This window comes from Streptomyces sp. CA-294286, from assembly GCF_050947155.1.
GTDB lineage: Bacteria > Actinomycetota > Actinomycetes > Streptomycetales > Streptomycetaceae > Streptomyces.
The window spans coordinates 63,915-85,304 of record NZ_CP192005.1; the positions used below are offsets into that span (position 1 = coordinate 63,915).

At 72.5% G+C, this 21,390-nt stretch carries 15 protein-coding genes; 14 read left to right on the top strand and 1 reads right to left on the bottom strand.

Features of this window, described 5'->3' with window-relative positions:
* The first annotated feature begins 50 nt into the window (after positions 1 to 50).
* The 14 genes from ACQPZG_RS05595 to ACQPZG_RS05660 all read left to right on the top strand — a co-directional run bounded on the left by ACQPZG_RS05595 (position 51) and on the right by ACQPZG_RS05660 (position 20,321).
* Positions 51 to 806 carry a methyltransferase gene (locus tag ACQPZG_RS05595; protein WP_433544703.1) on the top strand — a complete coding sequence of 252 codons (756 nt, stop codon included), beginning with the start codon at positions 51 to 53 and terminating at the stop codon, positions 804 to 806.
* A complete protein-coding gene (rffA, locus tag ACQPZG_RS05600) occupies positions 803 to 2,077 on the top strand; it encodes a dTDP-4-amino-4,6-dideoxygalactose transaminase (protein WP_433544704.1) in 1,275 nt (424 codons plus the stop codon). The genes ACQPZG_RS05595 and rffA overlap by 4 nt, the downstream gene beginning before the upstream one ends.
* On the top strand, positions 2,074 to 3,345 hold the full coding sequence (locus ACQPZG_RS05605; protein WP_433544705.1) for a class I SAM-dependent methyltransferase: 1,272 nt from the start codon (positions 2,074 to 2,076) through the stop codon (positions 3,343 to 3,345). The genes rffA and ACQPZG_RS05605 overlap by 4 nt, the downstream gene beginning before the upstream one ends.
* Complete coding sequence (locus ACQPZG_RS05610; RefSeq protein WP_433544706.1) at positions 3,342 to 4,415, top strand: methyltransferase; 1,074 nt, start codon at positions 3,342 to 3,344, stop codon at positions 4,413 to 4,415. Before ACQPZG_RS05605 ends, ACQPZG_RS05610 begins: the two co-directional genes overlap by 4 nt.
* Positions 4,412 to 5,281: an alpha/beta hydrolase gene (locus ACQPZG_RS05615; RefSeq protein ID WP_433544707.1), complete on the top strand. Its 870-nt coding sequence runs from the start codon at positions 4,412 to 4,414 to the stop codon at positions 5,279 to 5,281. Before ACQPZG_RS05610 ends, ACQPZG_RS05615 begins: the two co-directional genes overlap by 4 nt.
* A gap of 72 nt (positions 5,282 to 5,353) precedes the next feature.
* Entirely contained in the window at positions 5,354 to 5,989 is a 636-nt protein-coding gene (locus tag ACQPZG_RS05620) for a dTDP-4-dehydrorhamnose 3,5-epimerase family protein (RefSeq protein WP_433544708.1), read from the top strand.
* Positions 5,986 to 6,960, top strand: coding sequence for a glucose-1-phosphate thymidylyltransferase RfbA (gene rfbA, locus ACQPZG_RS05625; RefSeq protein ID WP_433544709.1), 975 nt, complete (start codon positions 5,986 to 5,988; stop codon positions 6,958 to 6,960). The genes ACQPZG_RS05620 and rfbA overlap by 4 nt, the downstream gene beginning before the upstream one ends.
* 2 nt (positions 6,961 to 6,962) lie before the next feature.
* On the top strand, positions 6,963 to 8,153 hold the full coding sequence (locus tag ACQPZG_RS05630) for a glycosyltransferase (RefSeq protein WP_433544710.1): 1,191 nt from the start codon (positions 6,963 to 6,965) through the stop codon (positions 8,151 to 8,153).
* A 39-nt stretch (positions 8,154 to 8,192) separates the two neighbouring features.
* Entirely contained in the window at positions 8,193 to 9,272 is a 1,080-nt protein-coding gene (locus ACQPZG_RS05635; RefSeq protein ID WP_433544711.1) for an FAD-dependent monooxygenase, read from the top strand.
* 59 nt (positions 9,273 to 9,331) lie between these two features.
* On the top strand, positions 9,332 to 11,692 hold the full coding sequence (locus ACQPZG_RS05640; RefSeq protein ID WP_433544712.1) for an ATP-binding cassette domain-containing protein: 2,361 nt from the start codon (positions 9,332 to 9,334) through the stop codon (positions 11,690 to 11,692).
* A 104-nt stretch (positions 11,693 to 11,796) separates the two neighbouring features.
* Complete coding sequence (locus ACQPZG_RS05645) at positions 11,797 to 13,605, top strand: non-ribosomal peptide synthetase (protein WP_433544713.1); 1,809 nt, start codon at positions 11,797 to 11,799, stop codon at positions 13,603 to 13,605.
* On the top strand, positions 13,598 to 18,253 hold the full coding sequence (locus tag ACQPZG_RS05650; protein ID WP_433544714.1) for an amino acid adenylation domain-containing protein: 4,656 nt from the start codon (positions 13,598 to 13,600) through the stop codon (positions 18,251 to 18,253). The genes ACQPZG_RS05645 and ACQPZG_RS05650 overlap by 8 nt, the downstream gene beginning before the upstream one ends.
* Before the next feature lie 83 nt (positions 18,254 to 18,336).
* A complete protein-coding gene (locus tag ACQPZG_RS05655) occupies positions 18,337 to 19,812 on the top strand; it encodes an FAD-dependent oxidoreductase (protein WP_433544715.1) in 1,476 nt (491 codons plus the stop codon).
* Positions 19,809 to 20,321 carry a pyridoxamine 5'-phosphate oxidase family protein gene (locus ACQPZG_RS05660; RefSeq protein ID WP_433544716.1) on the top strand — a complete coding sequence of 171 codons (513 nt, stop codon included), beginning with the start codon at positions 19,809 to 19,811 and terminating at the stop codon, positions 20,319 to 20,321. Before ACQPZG_RS05655 ends, ACQPZG_RS05660 begins: the two co-directional genes overlap by 4 nt.
* Here the strand turns inward: ACQPZG_RS05660 and ACQPZG_RS05665 are convergent.
* Entirely contained in the window at positions 20,275 to 21,198 is a 924-nt protein-coding gene (locus ACQPZG_RS05665) for a response regulator transcription factor (RefSeq protein ID WP_433544717.1), read from the bottom strand. The two genes, ACQPZG_RS05660 and ACQPZG_RS05665, sit on opposite strands and share 47 nt — an antisense overlap.
* Positions 21,199 to 21,390 lie beyond the last annotated feature (192 nt).

Sequence of the window (21,390 nt, forward strand, 5' to 3'; positions counted from 1 at the left end):
GCCCTTCCCCGATTCCCGTCCGCGACCCCCCACCGGAAGGAAGCACCGTCATGAACGAACTCGGCCTCACCATGGGCCAGGAGGCCTACGCCCACGCGTTGGCGGAGCAGGACCGCGAGCGGGAGTTCACGCTGCTGGAGCGGCAGTGGACCCAGCTCGGCGGGGTGCTGGGCGGTGAGTACAACTACGCCACGGGCTTCTTCGCCTCCTCGCTGCCCCGCGAGGGAGTCGGCAGCATGCTGGAGATGGGCTGCGGCTGCGGGGTCGCCTCGGTGGTCGCGGCGCTCGAAGGCGTCCCCCGGGTGACCGCGCTGGACATCAACCCGGCCGCCGTGCGCACGACCGAGCTGAACGCCGCGCGCCATCGGGTCGCCGACCGGGTCACGGCCCTGGTGAGCGACCTCTTCGACGCGTTGGAGGCGGAGCGGACCTTCGACCTGATCTTCTGGAACTCGCCGTTCATCGAGGCCCCGTCCGAGCAGCGCCACGACTCGGACCTGGCCTACCACTTCTTCGACCCCGGTTACGCGATGCACCGGCGGTTCCTCACCGAGGCGGCCGGCCGCCTCTCCCCCGGCGGGCGGCTGTTCCTGGGTTTCAGCTTCGCGATGGGCAGTGCGGAGCGACTGCGGGAGGTGGCCGCCCAGGCCGGCTTCGAGGTGCGGGTGCACCGGCAGGAGTCCTTCGGGGTGTCCGCGTCGGAGCTGGGGAGTTCCCCGGTGTACGCGGCGCACGCCGACGAGGCGTCGCAGGTGCACATCGACTTCAGCCTCCTGGAGCTGACCCGCGCGGAGCCCGTCCGATGAGCGCCGCGCCGGCCGCCGCCCCGGCGGTCCCCTTCCACGTGCCGCACACGGCCGAACGGCAGGACGCCTACCTGCGCGAGGTCTTCGCCTCCGGTGACCACGACGGCAACGGCCCGTTCACCGCCCGCGCCACGGAGATGCTCTCGCATCTCACCGCCTCGCCGCACGTGCTGCTGACGCCCTCGTGCACCCACGCGCTGGAGATCGCGGCGCTGCTGCTGGACCTGGCGCCGGGCGACGAGGTGGTGATGCCGTCGTTCACGTTCGCGCCGACGGGCAGTGCCTTCGCGCTGCGCGGTGCGGTGCCGGTGTTCGTGGACTGCCACCCCGACACGCTCACCATGGACGAGAGGGCGCTGGAGGCCGCGATCACCGAGCGGACCCGGGCCGTGGTGGCGGTGCACTACGCGGGCGTGGCGTGCGAGATGGACGAGATCCTGCGGATCGCCGACGCCCACGGCATCCCCGTCATCGAGGACAACGCGCACGGGCTGGGGGCCTCGTACCGCGGCAGTCCGCTCGGCAGCTTCGGCGTGATGGCGGCGCAGAGCTTCCACGCGACGAAGAACGTGCACTGCGGCAAGGGCGGTGCGCTGCTGGTGAACGACGAGAGCCTGGTGGAACGGGCGACGATCGTCCGTGACCGGGGGACCGACCGGCACCAGTACTTCCTGGGACAGGTCGACAAGTACCGGTGGGTGGACCTGGGGTCCAGCTACATCCTCCCCGAGATGCTGGCCGCCCTGCTGGCCGCCCAGCTGGAGGAGTTCGACGCCGTCCAGAAGCAGCGCCACGCCCTCTGGGACACCTACCACGGCGCTCTCGCCGACTGGGCGACGGCTGAAGGGGTGGCGCTGCCCGCCGTGTCCGCGGACCGCACTCATTCGGCGCACCTGTACCACCTGGTGCTGCCCTCGGAGGCGGTCCGCACGGCGCTGCTGTCCCACCTCTCCGCGCGGGGCGTCCAGGCCACCGTGCACTTCCAGCCGCTGCACACCTCCCCGGCCGGGCTGCGCTACGGGCGCACCGCACCGGGCGGCTGCCCGGTCTCCGAGCAGGTCGCCGACCGGCTGGTGCGGCTGCCGCTGCACACCGGGATCGACGACGCGCAGGCGCAGCGGGTGGTCGAGGCGCTGGTGTCCTTCCGTGCCGGTGCAGGTACCGGCACCGGCACCGGCAAGAGCGTCAGCGCAACCCTCAGCACCGGCACGACCGAAAGCGGCGCCCTCGGTGAGGGAGCCGACAGCAATGGCCGAAAGGACCTGCCATGAGCGGCAACACCGTACGTTCCGTCACCGCGTGCCGCGTCTGCGGCAGTGAGCGATGGCAGAAGGTGCTCTCCTTCGGCAACGTACCGCTCGCCAACGCGTTCCTGGAGGCGGGCGACACCGAGGCGCTCGCACGGGAGCAGGCGTACCCGCTGGAGGTGATCTCCTGCCGGGAGTGCCGCCTGCTCAGCCTGACCGCCGTGGTGGACCCGCAGGTGCTCTACCGCACGTACTCCTACGTCACCTCGGACTCCGAGACCATGGCCCGGCACATGCGGACGGTGGTGCGCCTGTGCGGGGAGCAGGTCGAACTGGCCGAGGGAGACCTCGTCGTGGAGCTGGGCTCCAACACCGGCGAGCAGCTGATGGCCTTCCGCGAGGCGGGCGCGCGGGTGCTGGGGGTGGACCCGGCGCGCAACCTCGCCGAGATCGCGGAGCAGCGCGGGGTGCCGACCGTGCCCGAGTACTTCGACTCCGCGTGCGCCGAGTCGATCGTCGCCGAGCACGGGCGGGCATCGGTGATCCTGGGTCGGCACGTCTTCGCCCACATCGACGACGTGGCCGACGTCCTGGCGGGGGTGCACGCCCTGCTCGCCCCGGACGGGCTGTTCACCATCGAAGTGCCGTACGCCGTCGACCTGTTGGACGGTCTGGCATTCGACACCGTCTACCACGAGCACCTGTCGTACTTCCTCATCAGCACGCTGGACACGCTGTTCGCCCGGCACGGGCTGCGGACCGTCGACGTGGAACGGCTTCCGGTGCACGGGGGTTCGGTCCTGGTGTCGGCAGGTCCGGCCGACGGACCGCATCCGACCGGCGAGCGGGTGCGGGAGCTGATGGCGCACGAACGGGCCGCCGGCTTCCTCTCCGACGCGAGGTACGAGGACTTCGCGGCCCGGGTGCAAAAGACCTGCGCGGACCTGTCCCACCTCGTGCGGGACCTGGCCGCCGACGGCCACCGGATCGCCGGGTACGGCGCTTCGGCGAAGGGCACCACGCTGCTGAACATCTGCGGTCTCGGCCTGGGCGAGCTGGAGTTCTGCACCGACACCACCCCGCAGAAGCAGGGCCGGCTCACCCCCGGCACGCATCTTCCGGTCCTGGCCCCCGGCGACGTGGGCGAGCAGCCCGACTACTACCTGCTGCTCGCCTGGAACTACGCGGAGGAGATCATGCGCAAGGAATCGGCCTTCCTGGAGGCGGGCGGCGGCTTCATCGTCCCCGTCCCCGAACCGTCGGTGCGCACGCGGGCGGTGAGCCGGCGATGAGCCGGGAGACGGGCTTCCCCCAGGACGCGGGCTCCTCCCAGGACATGGGCAAGCTGGTTCCGGTGCTGTTCGGGTACGCCGCGTTCCAGCAGTTGAACGCCGCGTGCCAACTGGGCCTGTTCGAGCTGCTCGACGCCGAGGGGCCGCTCCCGGCGGGCAAGGCGGCCGATGCGCTGGGCCTGCCCCGGCGGTCCGCCGACATCCTGCTGCTGGGCACCACGGCCCTGGGCCTGACCCAGGTCGAGGACGACGCGTACCGCAACGGGCCGCCGGTGACCGCGGCGTTCCGCGCGGGGCTGTGGCCCGTCCTGCGCGACATCGTGGAGTTCCAGGACCGCGTCTCCTACCTGCCGGCCGCGGACTACGCCGAGTCCTTGCGCACCGGGGAGAACGTCGGCGTCCGGCACTTCCCCGGCACCACCCGGGACCTGTACACGCGGCTGTCGGGCGTGCCCGGCATGGAGGAGCTGTTCTACCGCTGCATGCACTCCTGGTCGCAGCTGTCCAACCCGGTGCTGGTGGAGCACACCGACTTCTCCGCCACCCGCCGCGTCCTGGACGTCGGCGGCGGCAGCGCCGTCAACGCCATCGCCCTGGCCCGTGCGCACCCCGGGCTGCGGGTCACGGTGCTGGACCGGGCCGGGGCGCTGGAGGTCGCGGAGCGCAACGTCCGCGAGGCGGGGCTCGCGGAGCGGATCGACACCTGTGCCGCGGACATCTTCACCGACCCCTATCCGGCCGGGTACGACTGCGTGCTCTTCGCGCACCAGTTGGTGATCTGGTCGCCCGAGCAGAACCTCACCCTGCTGCGGAAGGCGTACGAGGCCGTGGAACCGGGCGGCCGGGCGCTGGTGTTCAACGCCTTCAGCGACGACGACGGGGCCGGACCGCTGTACGCGGCGCTGGACAACGTCTACTTCACCACCCTGCCCTTCCGGCACTCCACGATCTACCGCTGGGAACAGTGCGAGTCCTGGCTGCGGGAGGCCGGGTTCACCGAGGTCGGCCGCACCACGGGACAGGGCTGGACGCCGCACGGCGTCGTCAGCGGCGTCCGGGCGCGGCGGTGACGCAGCCGGACGCAGCCGGAGCGAGCCCACGGGAGACGGACCGGGAGCTGTCCCCCAGCACCCGGGCCCGTGACGCGGAGGGCACCCTCGCCGCCTACCGGGCCCTCAGCCGGGCGGCGCGGGACACACTGGAGCACCGGGCGGACGTCGCCTACGGCCCCGACCCGGCCGAGCGGCTGGACCACTTCCCGCCGCGCCTCCCCGGCTCCCCGCTGCTGGTGTTCGTGCACGGCGGGCACTGGCAGGCGTCCGGCAAGGAGGAGTCCTGCTTCGCCGCGCCCGCTCTGCTGGCGGCGGGCGCCGGGTACGTGGCCCTGGGGTACGGACTGGCGCCCCGGCGGCGGCTGGCGGAGATGAGCGCCTCGGTACGGCGGGGACTGGCGTGGGTACGGCAGAACGCCGCCGCCCTGGGCGGCCGGAGCGACAGCGTGTACGCGGCCGGAAGCTCGGCCGGCGCGCACCTGGTCGCCATGGCGGCCGGAGGGGCGGCCGGGGTGCCGGTGGCCGGGCTGTTCCTGCTGAGCGGTCTGTACGACCTGCGGCCGGTGGTCGGCTCCTACGTCAACGACGCGCTGGGGCTGGACGAGGCGGCGGCCCGTGACCAGAGCCCGTCGCTGCGCCCGCTGCCGGCCGCCGGGCGGGTGCTGCTGGCCAGGGGCGAGCACGAGACCGACGCGTACGCCCGCCAACAGGACGCGTTCGCCCAGGCGTTGCGCCGGGAGGGACGTCCGCCGCAGGACCTGGTGGTCGCCGACCGCGACCACTTCGACCTCCCGCTGGACCTGGGCGACCCCGCGACGGTACTGGGGCGGGCCGTGCTGCACCACATGGGCCTGGCCCGCCCGGGGCCGGCCCCGGGCCGCTGAAGTGCGGGCCGGGCGGGGGCCGCGTGGACGTGTCGGAGAATCCGCCCGAGGAGCCCGTAGGGAGGCTGCCGCATGGACGCACGGGAACTCGCCGTCGAAGGGGCCCTGGAGATCCTTCTGCCGGTCCACCCCGACCGGCGGGGACTGTTCTGCCCGCTGTACGAGGAGGCGGACTTCGCGGACCTGCCGGGCGGGCCGTTCCGGGCCGTACGCAGCGGGCTGAGCGTGAACCGTCGGGGTGTGGTCCGCGGCGTGCACTACTCCCCCGGCACGGCGGAGGGGCCGGGCGCCGCGAAGGTCGTCGTGTGCGCGGCGGGCGAGGCGCTGGACCTGGTGGTCGACCTGCGGGAGGGTTCGCCGACCTTCGGCCGTTCGGACTCCGTACCGCTGGACCCGCGACGGCCGCGCGCCGTGTACTGCCCGCCCGGTGTGGGACACGCCTTTCTCGCACGGGCGGAGGGCACCGTCCTGCTGTATCTGCTCTCCACCCCGTACCGGCCGGGCGAGGAACGCGCCGTGTCGGCGCTCGATCCGGCGCTGCGGCTTCCCGTACCGCTCGGCCCGGAGCCGGTGCTGTCCGATCAGGACCGTGGGGCGCCGACGCTGGCGCAGGCGCGGGAGCGGGGCCTGCTGCCGTCCTACCGACCGCGTACACCACCCGCCGGAGGAGCCCCCGGGCCCTCCGGCCGAAGGAGGACCGAGACGTGAAAGGCATCATCATGGCGGGCGGGTCGGGCACCCGGCTCAAGCCGCTGACCGGAGTGCTCTCCAAGCAACTGCTGCCCGTCTACAACAAGCCGATGATCTACTATCCGCTCTCGGTGCTGATGCTGGCCGGGATCCGGGACATCCTGATCATCTCCTCGCCCGAGCACCTGCCCATGCTCAGGACGATGCTGGGCGACGGCAGCAGGCTCGGCCTGCGTTTCAGCTACGCGGAACAGGCGGAGCCGGGCGGCATCGCCGAGGCGTTCCTGGTGGGGGCCGACCACATCGGCGACGACTCGGTGACGCTGGTGCTGGGCGACAACATCTTCCACGGACCGGGTTTCTCCGCGCTGCTGCGCAACCGGGCGCAGCACCTCGACGGCTGCACCGTCTTCGGCTATCCGGTGCGCGATCCGCAGCGCTACGGGGTCGCCGAGGTCGACGCGGAGGGACGGCTGCTGAGCATCGAGGAGAAGCCGGAGCGCCCGCGCTCCGAACTAGCCCTGACCGGGCTGTACATGTACGACAACGACGTGGTCAAGATCGCGCACGGGCTGACCCCGTCGGCCCGCGGCGAGCTGGAGATCACCGACATCAACATGGCGTACCTGGAACGCGGAAAGGCCGAACTGGTGCGGCTGGGAAGGGGCTTCGTGTGGCTGGACACCGGTACGCACGACGCGCTGCTGGAAGCCGGGCAGTACATCCAGATCCTGGAGCAGCGGCAGAGCGTGCGCATCGCCTGCGTCGAGGAGATCGCCTACCGGATGGGGTTCGTGGGCACCGAGCAACTGCGTGACCTGGGCCACGAGCACGAACACACGGACTACGGGACGTACTTGCTCGACATCGCCGACCGGGCGGCCGGTGGGCCCGTCCCCGGGTCCCCGGCGGTCCTGCTGCCCGAGCCCGTCGGCGACTGCGTCGGGCTGCCCAACGTACCGCCCCGCGCCGGGGCCGTGAGGAGCTGATCGTGCGATACCTGTTCACGTCGATGCCCGTGTCGTCCCACCTGATGCCGCTGGTGCCGCTGGCGCACGCCGCACTGGCCGCGGGGCACGAGGTACTGGTGGCCACCGGCGGACCCGCCGCGCGCACGGCGGTGGCGGCGGGCCTGGTGACCGTCGACGCCGGGGAGAGCCGGCGGGCCAGGCAGCCCTACGACGAACTGCTGGAGACGCTGGCGCGCGCGGAGGCCGGGTCGGCTCCCGACGACGCGACGTCGCTGGCCGTGCACGGACGGGCGTTCGGCGAGGTCGGCGCCCGGATGCTGGACGACCTGGTGGACATCGCCCGGACCTGGCGCGCCGACGTGGTGGTGTATCCGGGCATCCACTCGGCGGCCCTGGTCGCCGCGCGCGCGGCGGGGATCGCGGCGGTACTGCACGGATACGGGACGCCGCTGCCCACCTTCGGGCCGGCGTTGGAGTACCTGGCGCCGCACGCGGCGGAGCTCGGGGTGGACAAGGTGACCGAGGCGGAGATCGAGATCGACGTGCTGCCGCCGTCGCTGTCCAACTTCACCGAGGTGCCCTCCGCCATCGGCAGCCCCGGGCAGGTGCTGCCGATGCGGTACGGCTGTTACAACAACGGCGGCACGGTACCGCGCTGGGCGTTGCGGCCGAGCGAGGTGCCGCGGGTGACGGCGACCTGCGGGACGGCGGCTCCGATGACCCGGGAGGGTGCGCTCTATCAGGACATCGTGCTGGCCACCGAGGAGTTGGGGGCGGAGCTGGTGCTGCTGACGGCGGACGCGGACCTGCCGAAGCTGCCCGCGAAGCTGCCGCCGCACGTCCGACCGGAGCGGTGGGTGCCGCTGCGTCAGCTGCTCGACGGCTGTGCGGCGATCGTGCACCACGGCGGTTCGGGGACGGTGCTCAGTTCGTTCGCCGCCGGGGTGCCGCAGGTGTCGCTGCCGATGCCGGGCACGGTCAACGTCAGCAACGCGCAGACGGTGACGGCCCGGGGCGCGGGGCCCACCCTGGACATCGACGCCCCGGGCACCGGCGACGGACCCGCGGCGATGACCGCCGCACTGGCCCAGGTCCTGCGCGAGCCGGGCCCCCGGCGGGCGGCACGGGAGGTCGCCGAGGAGATGGCGGGCATGCCCTCGGCCGCCTCCGTCGTGGGCCGCATCGGACAACTGCTGGGCGCGCGAAGGTAATCGGCTCACCACGACGGAAACGACCGAGGAGGAACGACCGTGAAGATCGCTGTCAGCGGCGGCGGCCCGGCCGGGCTGGCGTTCGCCGCGTTCGCCCGGCTGGCCGACCCCGCGGCCGAGGTCACGGTGTGGGAGCGCAGGCGGGTGGCGGACACCTACGGGTTCGGCGTGATCCTGCCCCCCGCCGCCTCGGACACCGTGCGCCGGGCCGACCCCGTACTGGCGGGCGCCCTGGACCCGCATCCGGTGCGGTGGGACGAGATCGCCGTGCACCGGCACGGCAGGTCGCTCTCCTTCGGGTCGCCCCGGCTGGGCGCGCTGAGCCGCCGGACCCTGCTGGGCACGCTGCGGCAGCGGTGCGCGGAGCTGGGGGTGCGCCTGCACGAGGGCGCCGCGGCTCCCGGCGCCGACGCGCTGCGGGCCTCGTACGACCTGGTGGTGGCGGCGGACGGGGCGGGTTCGGCGACCCGTGACGCCCTGGCGGGAAGCTTCGGCACCAGCACCGCGCGGATCGGCCCCGACTACGTCTGGCTGGGCGCGGAGCGGGCCTTCGGCTCGCTGGCCTTCCTCGTCGCCGACACCGTCGAGGGCCCGGTGGTCGCGCACGCCTATCCGTACGCACCCGGGCGCAGCACCTTCCTGGTGGAGGCCGCGCACCGCCCGGACGTCGGCGAGCTGGCGGAGTTGTTCGCCGGTCCGCTCGGCGGAGCGCGGCTGCTGGAGAACCGGTCCCGGTGGAGCCGTTTCGTGCAGGTGAGCAACTCCGTCTGGTCCAGCGGGAACACGGTGCTGCTCGGCGACGCGGCGCACACCGCGCACTACTCGATCGGGTCCGGCACCCGGCTGGCCCTGGACGACGCCCTGGCTCTGGTCACCGCGCTGCACGCGCAGCCGTCGCTGCCGGACGCGCTGGCGGCGTACGAAGCGGCCCGCCGCCCCGCGGTGGAGGACGCCCAGCGGACCGGGCGGGCGAGCGCCGAGTGGTTCGCCGCCCTGGCCGACGCCCCGCCCTCCTCCCCGGAGGAGTTCCTGGTGGACCTGGTCACCCGGGGTGGCCGGATCTCGATGGGGGATCTGGCCGTCGATGCCGCCGGGACGGGTGGGGCGGGCACAGTGTGAGCGGTTGACGCAACGCGAGAGCAGCACGAGATCGGCCAGTGAGGGAGACGAGGACGTCCATGCGCAAGGACAGGCAGCACATCGTGGTGACGGGGGCCCGTGCCAACAATCTGAAGGGGGTGGACCTTCGCATTCCGGTGGGGCTTCTGACCGTGGTCACCGGGGTCTCCGGTTCCGGCAAGTCGTCCATCGTCTTCGGCACGATCGCCGTGGAGTCGCAGCGGCAGCTCAACGAGGTCTTCCCCGCGTTCATCCGCAACCGGCTGCCTCGTTACGAGCGCCCCGAGTTCGACCTGATCGAGAACCTGGCCCCGGCGATCGTGGTGGACCAGAAGCCGGTGGGCGGCGGCTCACGCTCGACCGTCGGCACGATGACCGAGGTCAACCCGGTCCTGCGGGTGCTGTTCTCCCGGTACGGGGAGCCGAGCGCCGGGCCGTCCAACTTCTACTCCTTCAACGACCCGCAGGGCATGTGCCCGCACTGCGACGGTCTCGGCGCCACCCTCCAGCTCGACGTCGACAAGCTGCTGGACCTGGACAAGTCCCTGAACGAGGGCGCGATCCGGCACGCCAACTTCGCGGTGGGCACCAACTACTGGAAGCGGTACGCGCAGATCAGCCGGTACGAGAAGGGCCGGGCCCGGGAGCAGAGCAGGGAGCCGGTGTTCGACCCGGACAAGCCGCTGTCGCAGTACACGAAGAAGGAGATGGACCTCCTGCTGTACGGGGAGGGATTCCAGACGATCCGCCCCGACGACTTCGACAACGTGGCCATCAACGACTACGAGGGCGTCGTGCCGCGCGTCACCCGGCGGTTCGTGAAGCCGGGTCTGGAGGCCCTCAAGGACAAGGAGCGCAAGTCCACCGAACAGGTCGTCACCGAGCGGACCTGCCCGGAGTGCCGGGGCGCCCGGCTCTCGCAGGCGGCCCTGGAGTCGCGGATCGACGGCCGCAACATCGCCGACTACTGCGCGATGGAGATCGGTGACCTGGTCACCGCCCTGGAGGAGGTGGAGGACCGGTGGCCCGGCCCGGTGGTGCCCGCCGCGCTCGCCTCGCTGCGCCGCATCGCGTCCGTCGGCCTGGGCTACCTCACGCTGAACCGGCCCACCCGGACCCTGTCCGGCGGCGAGGGCCAGCGACTGAAGGCGGTGCGCCACCTGGGATCGGCGCTGACCGGTATGACGTACATCTTCGACGAGCCGAGTGTGGGGCTGCACGCCCACGACGTGGACCGGCTCAACCGGCTGCTGCTGGACCTGCGGGACAAGGGCAACACCGTTCTCATCGTCGAGCACAACCGTGATGTCATCGCCATCGCGGACCATGTCGTCGACGTGGGCCCCGGCGCGGGCGCCGAGGGCGGCGAGATCGTGTTCACCGGCACCGTGCAGGAGCTGGCCGACAGCAGGACGCTCACCGGCCGGCACTTCCGGACCCAGCCTCCGCTGAAGAAGAAGCCGCGCACCTCCACCGGGAAGCTGCCGGTGCGCGGCGCCGACCTGCACAACCTGAGCGGCTTCGACATCGACTTCCCCACCGGGGTGCTGACCGTGGTCACCGGCGTCGCCGGGTCGGGGAAGTCGACCCTGGTCAGCCATGTCTTCACTGCCCAGCACCCGCAGGCGATCGTGCTGGACCAGTCGGCGGTCGGCATGAACCCCCGCTCCACCCCGGCCACGTACACCGGAATCTGGGACACGGTCCGCAAGCTGTTCGCGAAGGAGCACGGGGCGGACGCGAGCATGTTCAGCTTCAACTCCAAGGGGGCCTGCCCGGAGTGCAAGGGGCGCGGCACGATCACCACCGACCTGGCCTTCATGGACCCGGTCACCACCGTCTGCGAGCTGTGCGGCGGGACCCGGTTCCGGCAGGAGGTGCTGGAGCACCGGCTCAAGGGACGCAACATCGCCGAGGTACTGGACCTGACCGTGACCGAGGCCCGCGCCTTCTTCGACGACCCGGCGATCGTGCGCCGGCTGGACCCGCTGGCCGAGGTGGGGCTGGGCTACCTGACGCTGGGCCGTTCGCTGTCGATGCTGTCCGGCGGTGAGCGCCAGCGCGTCAAGCTCGCCGACCGGCTTCACGAGCAGGGCAGCGTGTACGTGTTCGACGAGCCGACCACCGGACTGCACATGGCGGACGTCGGCAACCTGCTGGCCCTGCTGGACCGGCTGGTGGACTCGGGCAACACCGTCATCGCCATCGAACACGACCTGGACGTCGCCAAGCACGCCGACTGGATCGTCGACATCGGCCCCGGCGCGGGTGAGCACGGCGGGCAGGTCGTGTTCGCCGGCACGCCCGCCGACATGGCGGACGGCTCCCGGACCACGACCGCCCGCTATCTGCGGGCGTCACTGCCCGGCGCGGAGACGGCCGGTGCCGGGCAGCCGGTTCGCGAGGACCGCGGCGACTGACAGGACCCGGCAGGCGTGTACGTACGACGGCCCGGCGCACCGACGGTGCGCCGGGCCGTCGCGTTCTCCCCCCACCCGACTCCTCCCAACCCGTTGGAGCATTCGTGTTTGCCATCGAAGAACTGCCCGAAGAGCTGAAGGACGTACCGGCCCTCCCCACCGCCTTCGAGACGGCCGCACGCGCGGCGGCGGACCGGACCGCGCTGGAGTGCGGCACCGCCTCGCTCACCTACCGCGAGCTCAACCGCGCCGCCAACCGGCTGGCCCGCCGACTGCAGCAGGAGGGCGTGGCGGCGGGCGCCCGGGTGGGCGTCCACATGTCCCGCTCGCTGGAGCTCTACACCGTGCTGCTCGCCCTGCTGAAGGCCGGGGCGGTGGTGGTGCCGCTGAACCCCGCGCACCCGGTGTCCGTGCGCCGTGCCATCGTCAAGGAGGCGTCGCTGCCGATGACGCTGCGGGACGTCCCGGCGGGCCTGGGGGGCGTCACCGTCGAACGCGACGTGCACGAACTCATCGCCCGCAGCGCCTCGTGCGAGGACGGCGACCTGCCGGACGCGGTGGATCCCGCAAGCACCGCGTTCGTGCTGTTCACCTCCGGCTCCACCGGCCGGCCCAAGGGCGTCCTGATCCCGCACCGGGCCGTCGCCCGGGTGGCCGGGTACAACGGGGAGGTGGAGGTCCGCGCGGACGACTGCTTCCTCCAGCTCGCCCCGTACTCCTTCGCCGCCTCCACCACCGAGATCTGGCTGAGTCTGCTGCACGGGGCCCGGGTCGTCGTCGCGCCCCCGCAGCTGCCCTCGCCGGCCGACCTGGCCAAGACCGTCACCGAACGGCGGGTCACCTTCCTCAACCTGCCGTGCGGCCTGTTCAACCTCCTGGTCGACGCGCACCCCGAGGCGCTGGGCGGGGTGCGCACGGTCGTCGTCAGTGGCGACTTCCCCTCCCCCGCACACCTCTCCCGTGCGCTCCGGGCCGTCGGCGGGACCGTCTACAACGCCTACGGCTGCACGGAGAACTCCGCCCTGACCGCCGTGCACCCGCTGACCGAGGACGACGTGCGCCGTCAGGTCTTCCCGGTGGGGCGCCCGTTGCCGGGGGTGGGTCTGCACGTGCTGCGGGAGGACCTCGCTCCCTGCGGGCCGGGCGAGGTGGGCGAGTTGTGCCTCAGCGGTGCCGGGCTGGCCCGGGGCTACCTGGACCAGCCGGGGCTCAGCGCCGAGAAGTTCCCCGAGCACGCCGGTACGCGGCTGCTCCGTACCGGCGACATGGCGCGTACGACGCCCGAGGGCGAAGTGGTGCTCGTCGGCCGCACGGACCAGATGGTCAAGATCCGGGGCTTCAGGGTGGAGCTGCGCGAGGTCGAACTCGCCGCCGAGGAGACGGGTTTGCTGGAGCGGGCGGTGGTCCGGGCGGTGGACGCGGCGGACAGCCTCAAGGAACTCGTCCTGTTCTGCACCACCGGTACGGGCGAGTCCCCCGACACCGAGGCGCTGCTGTTCGAACTGCGCGCCCGGCTGCCCGACTACATGGTGCCCGCGCGCGTCCACCACCTGGCCGAACTGCCGCTGAACCACAACGGGAAGCTGGACCGCATGGCCCTGCAGGAACCGCGCGCCGTGCTCGTCGAGCCGGACCCCGCGCCGAGCGGGCGCGACGCGGACGATCCCGTGGCGTCCGTCGTCGTCGGGCTGCTGGCGGGGATCACCGGGCGCGAACGGATCGCCGTGCGGGACTCCTTCGTCCTGTCCGGCGCCAACTCCCTCCAGCTCATCCGTCTCGCCGCCCAGCTCCATGACGTCATGGGCGTCACCGTCCGGGCGGAGGACATCTTCCAGCACGACAACGCCGAGGCCCTGGCGGACCACATCCGAGCGATACGCGAGGGTGGAACGGAGGCACCTGCCCGTGACTGACACCGCGAACGACCCCCTGCTCTCGGTGCTGCTCGACCGGTGGCGGCACACCGCCGCCCTGCCCGGGGCGGCGGCCGACGAACCGTTCGACACCGAGCACGGCGACGCCTACGCCACGGACCTGCGCGCCCTGCTCGGGCTGGAGGTCGACGCGGCGGACGTCGCCGGGAGCGGCACCCCGCGCGCCCTGGCCGAGCTGCTGCGCGCACGGCGGGCGGGCGGCGGGCGGGCCGCCGCGTCCGGGGGCGAGAGCCGGCCCGACGGCAGGACGGAGGACCGGACCGAGGCCACCGCGGGCCAGGCGGGCATCTGGTACGCCTGCGAGTTCGGCGACCCCACGGCGTACAACTCGCCCGTTCTGCTGCGCTTCACCGCCGCGCTCGACCCGGAGCCGCTGCGCCGGGCCCTGCACGGCGTCGTGGCGCGGCACGAGAGCCTGCGCACCACCTTCGTCGCCGAGGACGACGGGCGGCTGACGCAACGGGTCTGCGACGAGCCGAGGTTCGGCTTCTCGACCGCCGTGGCGGCCGACGAGGAAGAGGTACGGCGCAGGGCCGCCGACTTCGCCGGTACGCGCCTGGATCTGCGGACGGGCCCGCTGCTGAACGTGCTGTGCCTGGAGACCGGGCCGCCGGACTCCCGCCGCACGGCGGTCTCCGGACAACCGGATGCGGGAGAGGCGGGTTCGGTCCTGCTGGTCAACGTGCACCACGCGGTCTTCGACGGGTTCTCCTGGTCGGTACTGCTGACCGAGTGGCTGACGGCCTATCAGCACCTGCTGACCGAGGGCGAGTTGCTGCTGCCTCCGGCCCCTGCACAGTTCCGGTCGGTCGTCGCCGCACAGGAGGACGGCGACCGTCACGACTCCCTGCGCCACTGGAAGGAGCACCTCGCCGACGCCCCGCCCCTGCTGGAGCTGCCGCTCGACCGTCCGCACGGCGAGCGGGCGAGCGCGGCGGCGAGCGTGCGCACGGTGCTCCCGGGCCTTGAGGCGGCGGAACTGCGCGAGCGGGCGGCGGCCGAGGGGGTCACCCCGCTGATGGTGCTGCTGAGCGCCTACGCCGTACTGCTGCACCGGCACACCGGCCAGGGCGACCTGACGGTGGGACTGCCGGTGTCGCTGCGGGACCGGACCGCCGACCAGGGGGTCATCGGGCACCTGGTCAACACGGTCGTCCTGCGGCACCGTGTCGCCCCCGGGGACACCGTGCGGGAGCTGCTGGCGCGCACCCGCACGGAGGTGCTCACGGCGATGCGCCACAAGGACGCGGCCTTCGAGGACGTCGTCAAGGCCCTGGGTCCGGGGCGGGGCGGCGAGCGCAGCCCGCTGTTCCGGACGATGGTGACGCTGATGCCCAAGGAGCGCCGCGTCCTGCCCGGTCTGGGGCTGGAGGGCGACGAGTGGCACCACGTGAGCGGCGCCCCCAAGTACGACCTCGCCCTGATCGTCGAGGAGGGCGAGGAGGACCTCGGCCTGAACTTCGAGTACGACCCCGGTCTCTTCGACGCGGCGACGGCCCGGCGGATGTCGGCCCGGTTCCGCACCCTGCTGGCCGACCTGCTCGCCCGGCCCGGCAGCACGGTCGGCGAGCTGCGCTGGGTGCCGGAGTCGGAGCTGGCGGAACTGGCGGAGGCGTGGCACGGGCCGCAGGACGAGCGGCCGGCGCACGGCTCGGTGCTCGACCTCTTCGAGGAGCGGGCCGCGCTCCATCCGGAGTCCGTGGCCGTCGAAACGGTGGACGGTGACGCCCTGACGTATCGTCAGCTCAACGCGCGGGCCAATCGGTTGGCCCGCGCGCTGGGCGAGCGGGGGGCGGGCCCCGGCGTTCGGGTCGCCATCCGGCTGGAGCGGGGTCCGGAGGCGATCGTCGCGCTGCTGGCGGTGCTGAAGGCGGGCGCCTCGTTCGTGCCGCTGGACCCGGTGTACCCGGCGGACCGCATCGCGCTGATGCTGGAGGACGCCCGCCCCGCCCTGCTGCTCGTCCAGGGGGACGCGCCGCCGACGCCGGGCACCGAGGTGTTCGATCTGAACGCCGAGGCACGGCAGGTGCAGGCGCGGGACAGCGGCGATCTGCCGGGACGGCGCGGCCCCGACGACGAGATGTACGTGGTGTACACCTCGGGTTCCACGGGGCGGCCCAAGGGCGTCGTCATCCGGGACTACACCCTCACCAACGTGGCGTACCGGCAGGCCGATCTGTCCGGTCCGCGCGCCGCCTCCCGGATGCTCCAGTACATGTCGCTGTCGTTCGACGTGTCGTTCGAGGAGATCTTCGGGGCGCTCTGCGCGGGGGCGACGCTGGTGCTGACCGACGAGGAGATGCGCGCCGACCTGCACCGGCTGGCCGGTCATCTGCGCGAGCGGCGGGTGGCCCGGATGTTCCTTCCGTACGCCGCCCTCCAGGAGCTGGCGTCGGTCGTCGTCGAGGGCGGGCTGACCCTGCCGGACCTGGCCGAGGTGTACACGACGGGCGAGCAGCTGGTCGTCACGCCCGCGCTGCGGGAGATGTTCGGGCGGCTCACCGGCGCCGCGCTGATCAACGCGTACGGCCCGTCCGAGGCGCACCTGTGCACCGCCCTGCGGCTGCCCGAGGACCCCGCGCGCTGGCCGGAGCGGCCGTCCATCGGGCGGACCGTGGGCGGGGTGCGGCTGTACGTCCTGGACGCCGGCCGCCGCCCGGTGCCGTTCGGGGTGCCGGGCGAGCTGTACGTGGGCGGGCGCGTCCTGTCACCCGGCTACCTGAACCTCCCCGCGCAGACCCGCGGGAGTTTCCTTCCCGACCCGTACGCCGACGATCCGCAGGCCCGGTTCTACCGCACCGGCGACCTGGTGAGGTACACGCAGGCCGAGGGCTTCGTCCATCTGGGCCGGGCCGACGAACAGATCAAGATCCGGGGATACCGCATCGAGCCAGCCGAGGTGGAGGCCGCGCTGAACGACCTGCCGTCGGTGACCGCGTCGGCCGTGGTGGCCGCCGAGCACGGCCCCGGCGACCGGCGTCTCGTCGCGTTCCTGCGGACCGGCGACCCGGTGGACGAACCGGAGTTGCGCCGGCTGCTGGGCCGTACGCTGCCCGCGTACATGGTGCCCTCCCGCTTCGCCCGCGTCGACCGCCTCCCCCTCTCGCCCACCGGCAAGACCGACCGGGCCGCACTGTCCGCACGGGCCGCGGAGCTTCCGCCTCCGGCCCGCGGGGAGAGCGCCGGGCGCCCGCTGACCGAGACCGAGCAAGGGGTGGCGGCGGTGTGGTCGGGGCTGCTGGACGGTACGCCCGTCGGGCCGGAGGACGACTTCTTCGCGCAGGGCGGACACTCCCTGCTCGCGGTACGGCTGCGCGGACGCATCCAGGAGAAGTACGGCGTCGAGATCGCGCTCAGCGCCCTGCTGGCGGCCCCGACCGTAGCGGGCATGGCGGCGCGGGTGGACCGGGCGGTCGCCGGGGAGAGCGGCACCGACGAGGAGCCCGACCTGTGGGCCGACGTCCGGCTGCCCGCCACCGTCGACGCGGCGGCCACCGCGCGGCCCGCCGGGCCCGCCGAGGCCCGCACGGTCCTGCTGACCGGGGTCACCGGCTTCCTGGGCGTCTTCCTGCTGCGGTCGCTGCTCGCCGCGGGCTGCGTCGTGCACTGCCTCGTGCGGGCGGGTTCGACGGAAGAGGGGATGCGCAGGATCACCGAGAACGCGCGCCGGTACCGGGTCGAGGGCGACCTGGATTTGGCACGGGTGCGCGTGGTGGCCGGAGACCTGGCCCGAGAACGGTTCGGCCTCGACGACCGGGAGTACCGGGAGCTGGCCGCGTCCGTCGGGGCGGTGTACCACGCGGCGGCGCACATCAACTTCGCCGCGCCCTACCCCTCGGTGCGGCCGACCAACGTGGACGGCTTCGTCCGCGTCGCCGAATTCTGCGCCGACACGGTGCTCAAGCCGCTCCAGCACATGTCCACGCTCGCCGTCTTCTCCCCCAGGGGGCCCGCGGCGGACATCGACGAGGACACCGTCCCGGAGATCCCCGAAGGGCTCGGCATCGGCTACGCGCAGAGCAAGTGGGTCGCCGAGCGGCTGGCGATCGAGGCCCGGGAGCGGGGCGTACCGGTCACCGTGCACCGCATCGGGCGCATCGGACCCGCCACCACCACCGGCGCCTGCCGTCCGGACGACTTCTTCTGGCTCCAGGTCAAGAGCTTCCTGCAACTGGGCCTCGCACCGGCGGACCCCGGGCCGGCGGTGGACCTGCTGCCGGCGGACGTGGTGGCCGACGCGGTGGTGCTGCTGTCCCGGGCGCCCGCCTCGCACCACCGGAACGTGCACGTCTTCCACCCGGTCGGCCTGCGCTGGGACGCGGTGTTCGCCGCCCTGGCCGCACTGGGCCGGGCACCCAGGAAGGTGTCCACCGACGAGTGGCTGCACGCGTTGGAACAGGTGCCCGCGAACAGCTCTGCCGGCGCCGACAGCTCCCTCGCCAGTCTCGTCCCGCTCTTCCGCGAAGGCGTCATGGAGCTGGCCGACCACCGCTACGGCAACGACGCCACGGTCCGGCTGCTGAAGGAAATGGGGCTCGAACTCCCCGCCCCCGATCCGTCCTGGATCACGTCGATGGTCCGGTACTTCACCGAGACCGGGCAGGTCACCGCACCCGGCACTCCTTGAGCGCCGGGTGACCGGCCCCTCACGGAGCGGGCCGGACCGCCCCGACCCACCGGGGCACCACCCCCCACAGGAAGGAACTCCCCGTGCCCATAGCCAAGCACCGCGTCAGGGCCGTCATCGTGGGGGCCGGCCCGGTGGGCTGCCTCCTCGCCATCGAGCTGCGCCGACGGAACTACGAAGTGGAGATGTACGAGAAGCAGTCGGCCGAGAGCTCGACCGCCGAAGCCACCGGCCACTCCTTCAACCTGACCCTCACCCTGCGGGGGGCGAGCGCCCTGCCCGCCGCGCTGCGCGAACGCGTCTACCGGATGGGCACGATCCTCCAGCAGCGCACCGTGCACCACCGGGACCGGACGCTCACCCACCAGCCCTACGGAATGAACGGCGACCACCACCTGCTGTCCGTGCCGCGCACCGAACTCCGGCGCCTCCTGCTGAAGGAGGCGCTGGCCGCGGGAGCGCGGGTGCACTACGGCCACACCTGCGTGGCGGCGCACGCACGCCGCGCCGAGGCCGTGTTCGTCACAGCGGACGGCAGCCTGCGCCGGGCGTCCGGGGACATCCTGATCGGCTGCGACGGCGCCAACAGCGCACTGCGGCACGAACTGTCGAAGTCCGGCGCCCGGATGCGCATCCAGCAGGAGTACATCCCGCACGGACACGTCCAGTTGACCGTGGCGCCGGAGGCGGCGGAGGCGCTCAGCCGGGACCGGATGCACCTGTGGCCGCGCGGGGACCACTTCCTACAGGCCCAGCCGAACCGGGACGGCACCGCCGCCGTGACCCTGTTCATGCCGGTGGACAGCCGGGACGGGGAGCTGAGGTTCAGGGCCTTCGAGGACCGGGAGTCCGTACGCGGCCACTTCGACCGCGAGTACCCGGACATCGCCGCGTCCCTGCCGCGGGTCACCGAGGAGGTGTGGGACACCCGTCCCGCACTGCTCAAGGTGGTCCGCTGCGCCCCGTACCACTATGCCCGTGCGGTCCTCGTCGGGGATGCCGCGCACACCATCGTCCCCTTCTACGGGCAGGGCATCAACTGCAGCTTCGAGGACTCGGAGGTGCTGTGCCACCTGCTCGACCGCCACCTGGCCAGGAACCGCGACCGGCACAGTGCGATCCGCGCGGCGGTGTCGGACTTCAGTGCCCTGCGGGTGGCCCCCGGTCAGGCGATCGCCGACCTCTCGATGGCGAACCTGGAGGAACTGAGCGCCCACATCGACGACGAACTCTTCCACCTGCGCAAGGCGTTGGAGCGACGGCTGCACCAGCGATATCCGCGGGACTACACGCAGCTGTACCAGTTGGTGGCCTTCACCCGCACCCCGTACGACGAGGTCGTCCGGCGCAGCGAGTGGGACAAGCACGTGCTGGACCGGCTGTGCGAGAAGTTCGACCCGCGCACCCAGTCCGACGAGATCATCGCCTCGTACCCGGAGTTCCACCGCGGCCTCGGGTCCGACGGCCGGCCGGTCCGCGGTCCGGGAGCGAACGGGTCGGCCGTACCGGTGATGTCACCCGGCCATGCCTCGCTGTCACCCTTGGGAGATTCCTCATGACCGAGCACCCGTTCGACGTGGAACTGGACCCCCGCTACACCGAGCCGGGAGCCCCTCCCGCCCAGTGGGCCGAGACGAGGAGCATGCTGGCCGAGGCCGAGCTGTACTGGATCGCGACGGTGCGCCCCGACCCCCGCCCGCACCTCACGCCCGTCGCGGGGGCGTGGCACGACGGGGCCCTGTGGTTCTGTTCGCAACCGCACGAGCGCAAGGTGCGCAACCTAGTGGTCAATCCTCGGTGTTCCCTGATGACGGGGACCAACCGGCTCGGTGTCGGTACGGACGTCGTCCTGGAGGGAAGTGCGCTGCGGGTCACCGAGGAGAAGCGGCTCCAGGAGGCCGCCGAGGTGTTCCGCGACAAGTACGGTGCGCAGTGGGACTACGTGGTGGACGGCGACATGCTCAGCGGTTCCGTCGGCAGGTCGTACGCGTTCGCGGTGGCCCCCCGGACGGTGTTCGCCTTCACCAAGGGCCCTGTGGCGCAGACCCGTTGGCGCTTCGCGACCTGATGAGCCGCAGCGGCACGGGCTCCTCGGTGTCGACCTGGCGGGGACAGGCCGCGCCCGAGCCGACCGCGTGCGTCTCCGGCGGCGGGACGGGCATGCCGAACCGGAAGCCGACGCCGCGGATGGTCGTGACCCACTCGCTGTTTCCCAGCTTGCCCCGGAGGCTGCTGACATGGGTGTCTATGGTCCGGCTCTCCTGGACGCTCAGCCGGTTGTCGGCCGGGTAGTCCCACACGTCGGACATCAACTCCTGTCTCTGGAAGATGCGTTCCGGTTCCGTCGCGAGTTTGTGCAGCAGGTCGAACTCCTTGCGGGTCAGCGCGACCGGCCTGCCGTTCAGTCGTGCTTCCCGTCGCACGGTGTCGATGACGAGCGGCCCGAACCGCATGCGCTCGTCGTCCTCCGGGGCGGCGGCCCGCCCGGTGGTGTCCCGTGCCGCGGTGCGACGCAGGACGGCCTTGATCCGGGCGACCAGTTCGCGGGCCCGGTACGGCATGTCGACGCAGTCGTCGCATCCCGCCTCCAGCAGAAGGACGCGGTCCACCTCGGCCCTGGTCGAGGTGAAGCCGATGATCGGGACGTCGTTCCGCCGGCGTACGAACTGGCACACCGAGACGCCGTCGAGGTCCGGGAGGTCGGTGTCCAGCAGGACCAGGTCGTAGCGGTCGTGGGTCTCCAGGACGGCCTTGCCGCTGGAGGCGACCGTGGCCCGGTAGCCGTGTCGTTGCAGGTCCTGTTTGAGGGTGCCGACCGACGGGCAGTCGGACGCGACCAGGATGCGCGGCCCGCGCAGTCCCTCCGCGCCCTTTTCGTGCACGACGACGAGCCCCAGATCCTTTCCGGTGGTGTCTCTGCGTACGTTTCCGTCTTCTCCAGACACAGTCAGTCCCCCTGTCCGTGAAGTCCCGTTCCATGCGGGCAACTTCGGAGTCGTGCTCGTGGACTCCTGTCCCGGTTGGCCGACTCCATGCGCACGCCGGTTTGTGTCCCCCCACACGTCAGCACTGCGGCAACGAACGGGGAACGGCCGGACGACGAGCGGCCGTCCGTGGCCTGAACCATCCCTCACAGG

Bases quoted from the DNA above. Each gene is read 5' to 3' on its own strand.
- ACQPZG_RS05620 (WP_433544708.1), top strand. From the start codon at position 5,354: ATGGACGCACGGGAACTCGCCGTCGAAGGGGCCCTGGAGATCCTTCTG.
- ACQPZG_RS05640 (WP_433544712.1), top strand. From the start codon at position 9,332: ATGCGCAAGGACAGGCAGCACATCGTGGTGACGGGGGCCCGTGCCAAC.
- ACQPZG_RS05605 (WP_433544705.1), top strand. From the start codon at position 2,074: ATGAGCGGCAACACCGTACGTTCCGTCACCGCGTGCCGCGTCTGCGGC.
- ACQPZG_RS05595 (WP_433544703.1), top strand. From the start codon at position 51: ATGAACGAACTCGGCCTCACCATGGGCCAGGAGGCCTACGCCCACGCG.
- ACQPZG_RS05610 (WP_433544706.1), top strand. From the start codon at position 3,342: ATGAGCCGGGAGACGGGCTTCCCCCAGGACGCGGGCTCCTCCCAGGAC.
- rffA (WP_433544704.1), top strand. From the start codon at position 803: ATGAGCGCCGCGCCGGCCGCCGCCCCGGCGGTCCCCTTCCACGTGCCG.
- ACQPZG_RS05660 (WP_433544716.1), top strand. From the start codon at position 19,809: ATGACCGAGCACCCGTTCGACGTGGAACTGGACCCCCGCTACACCGAG.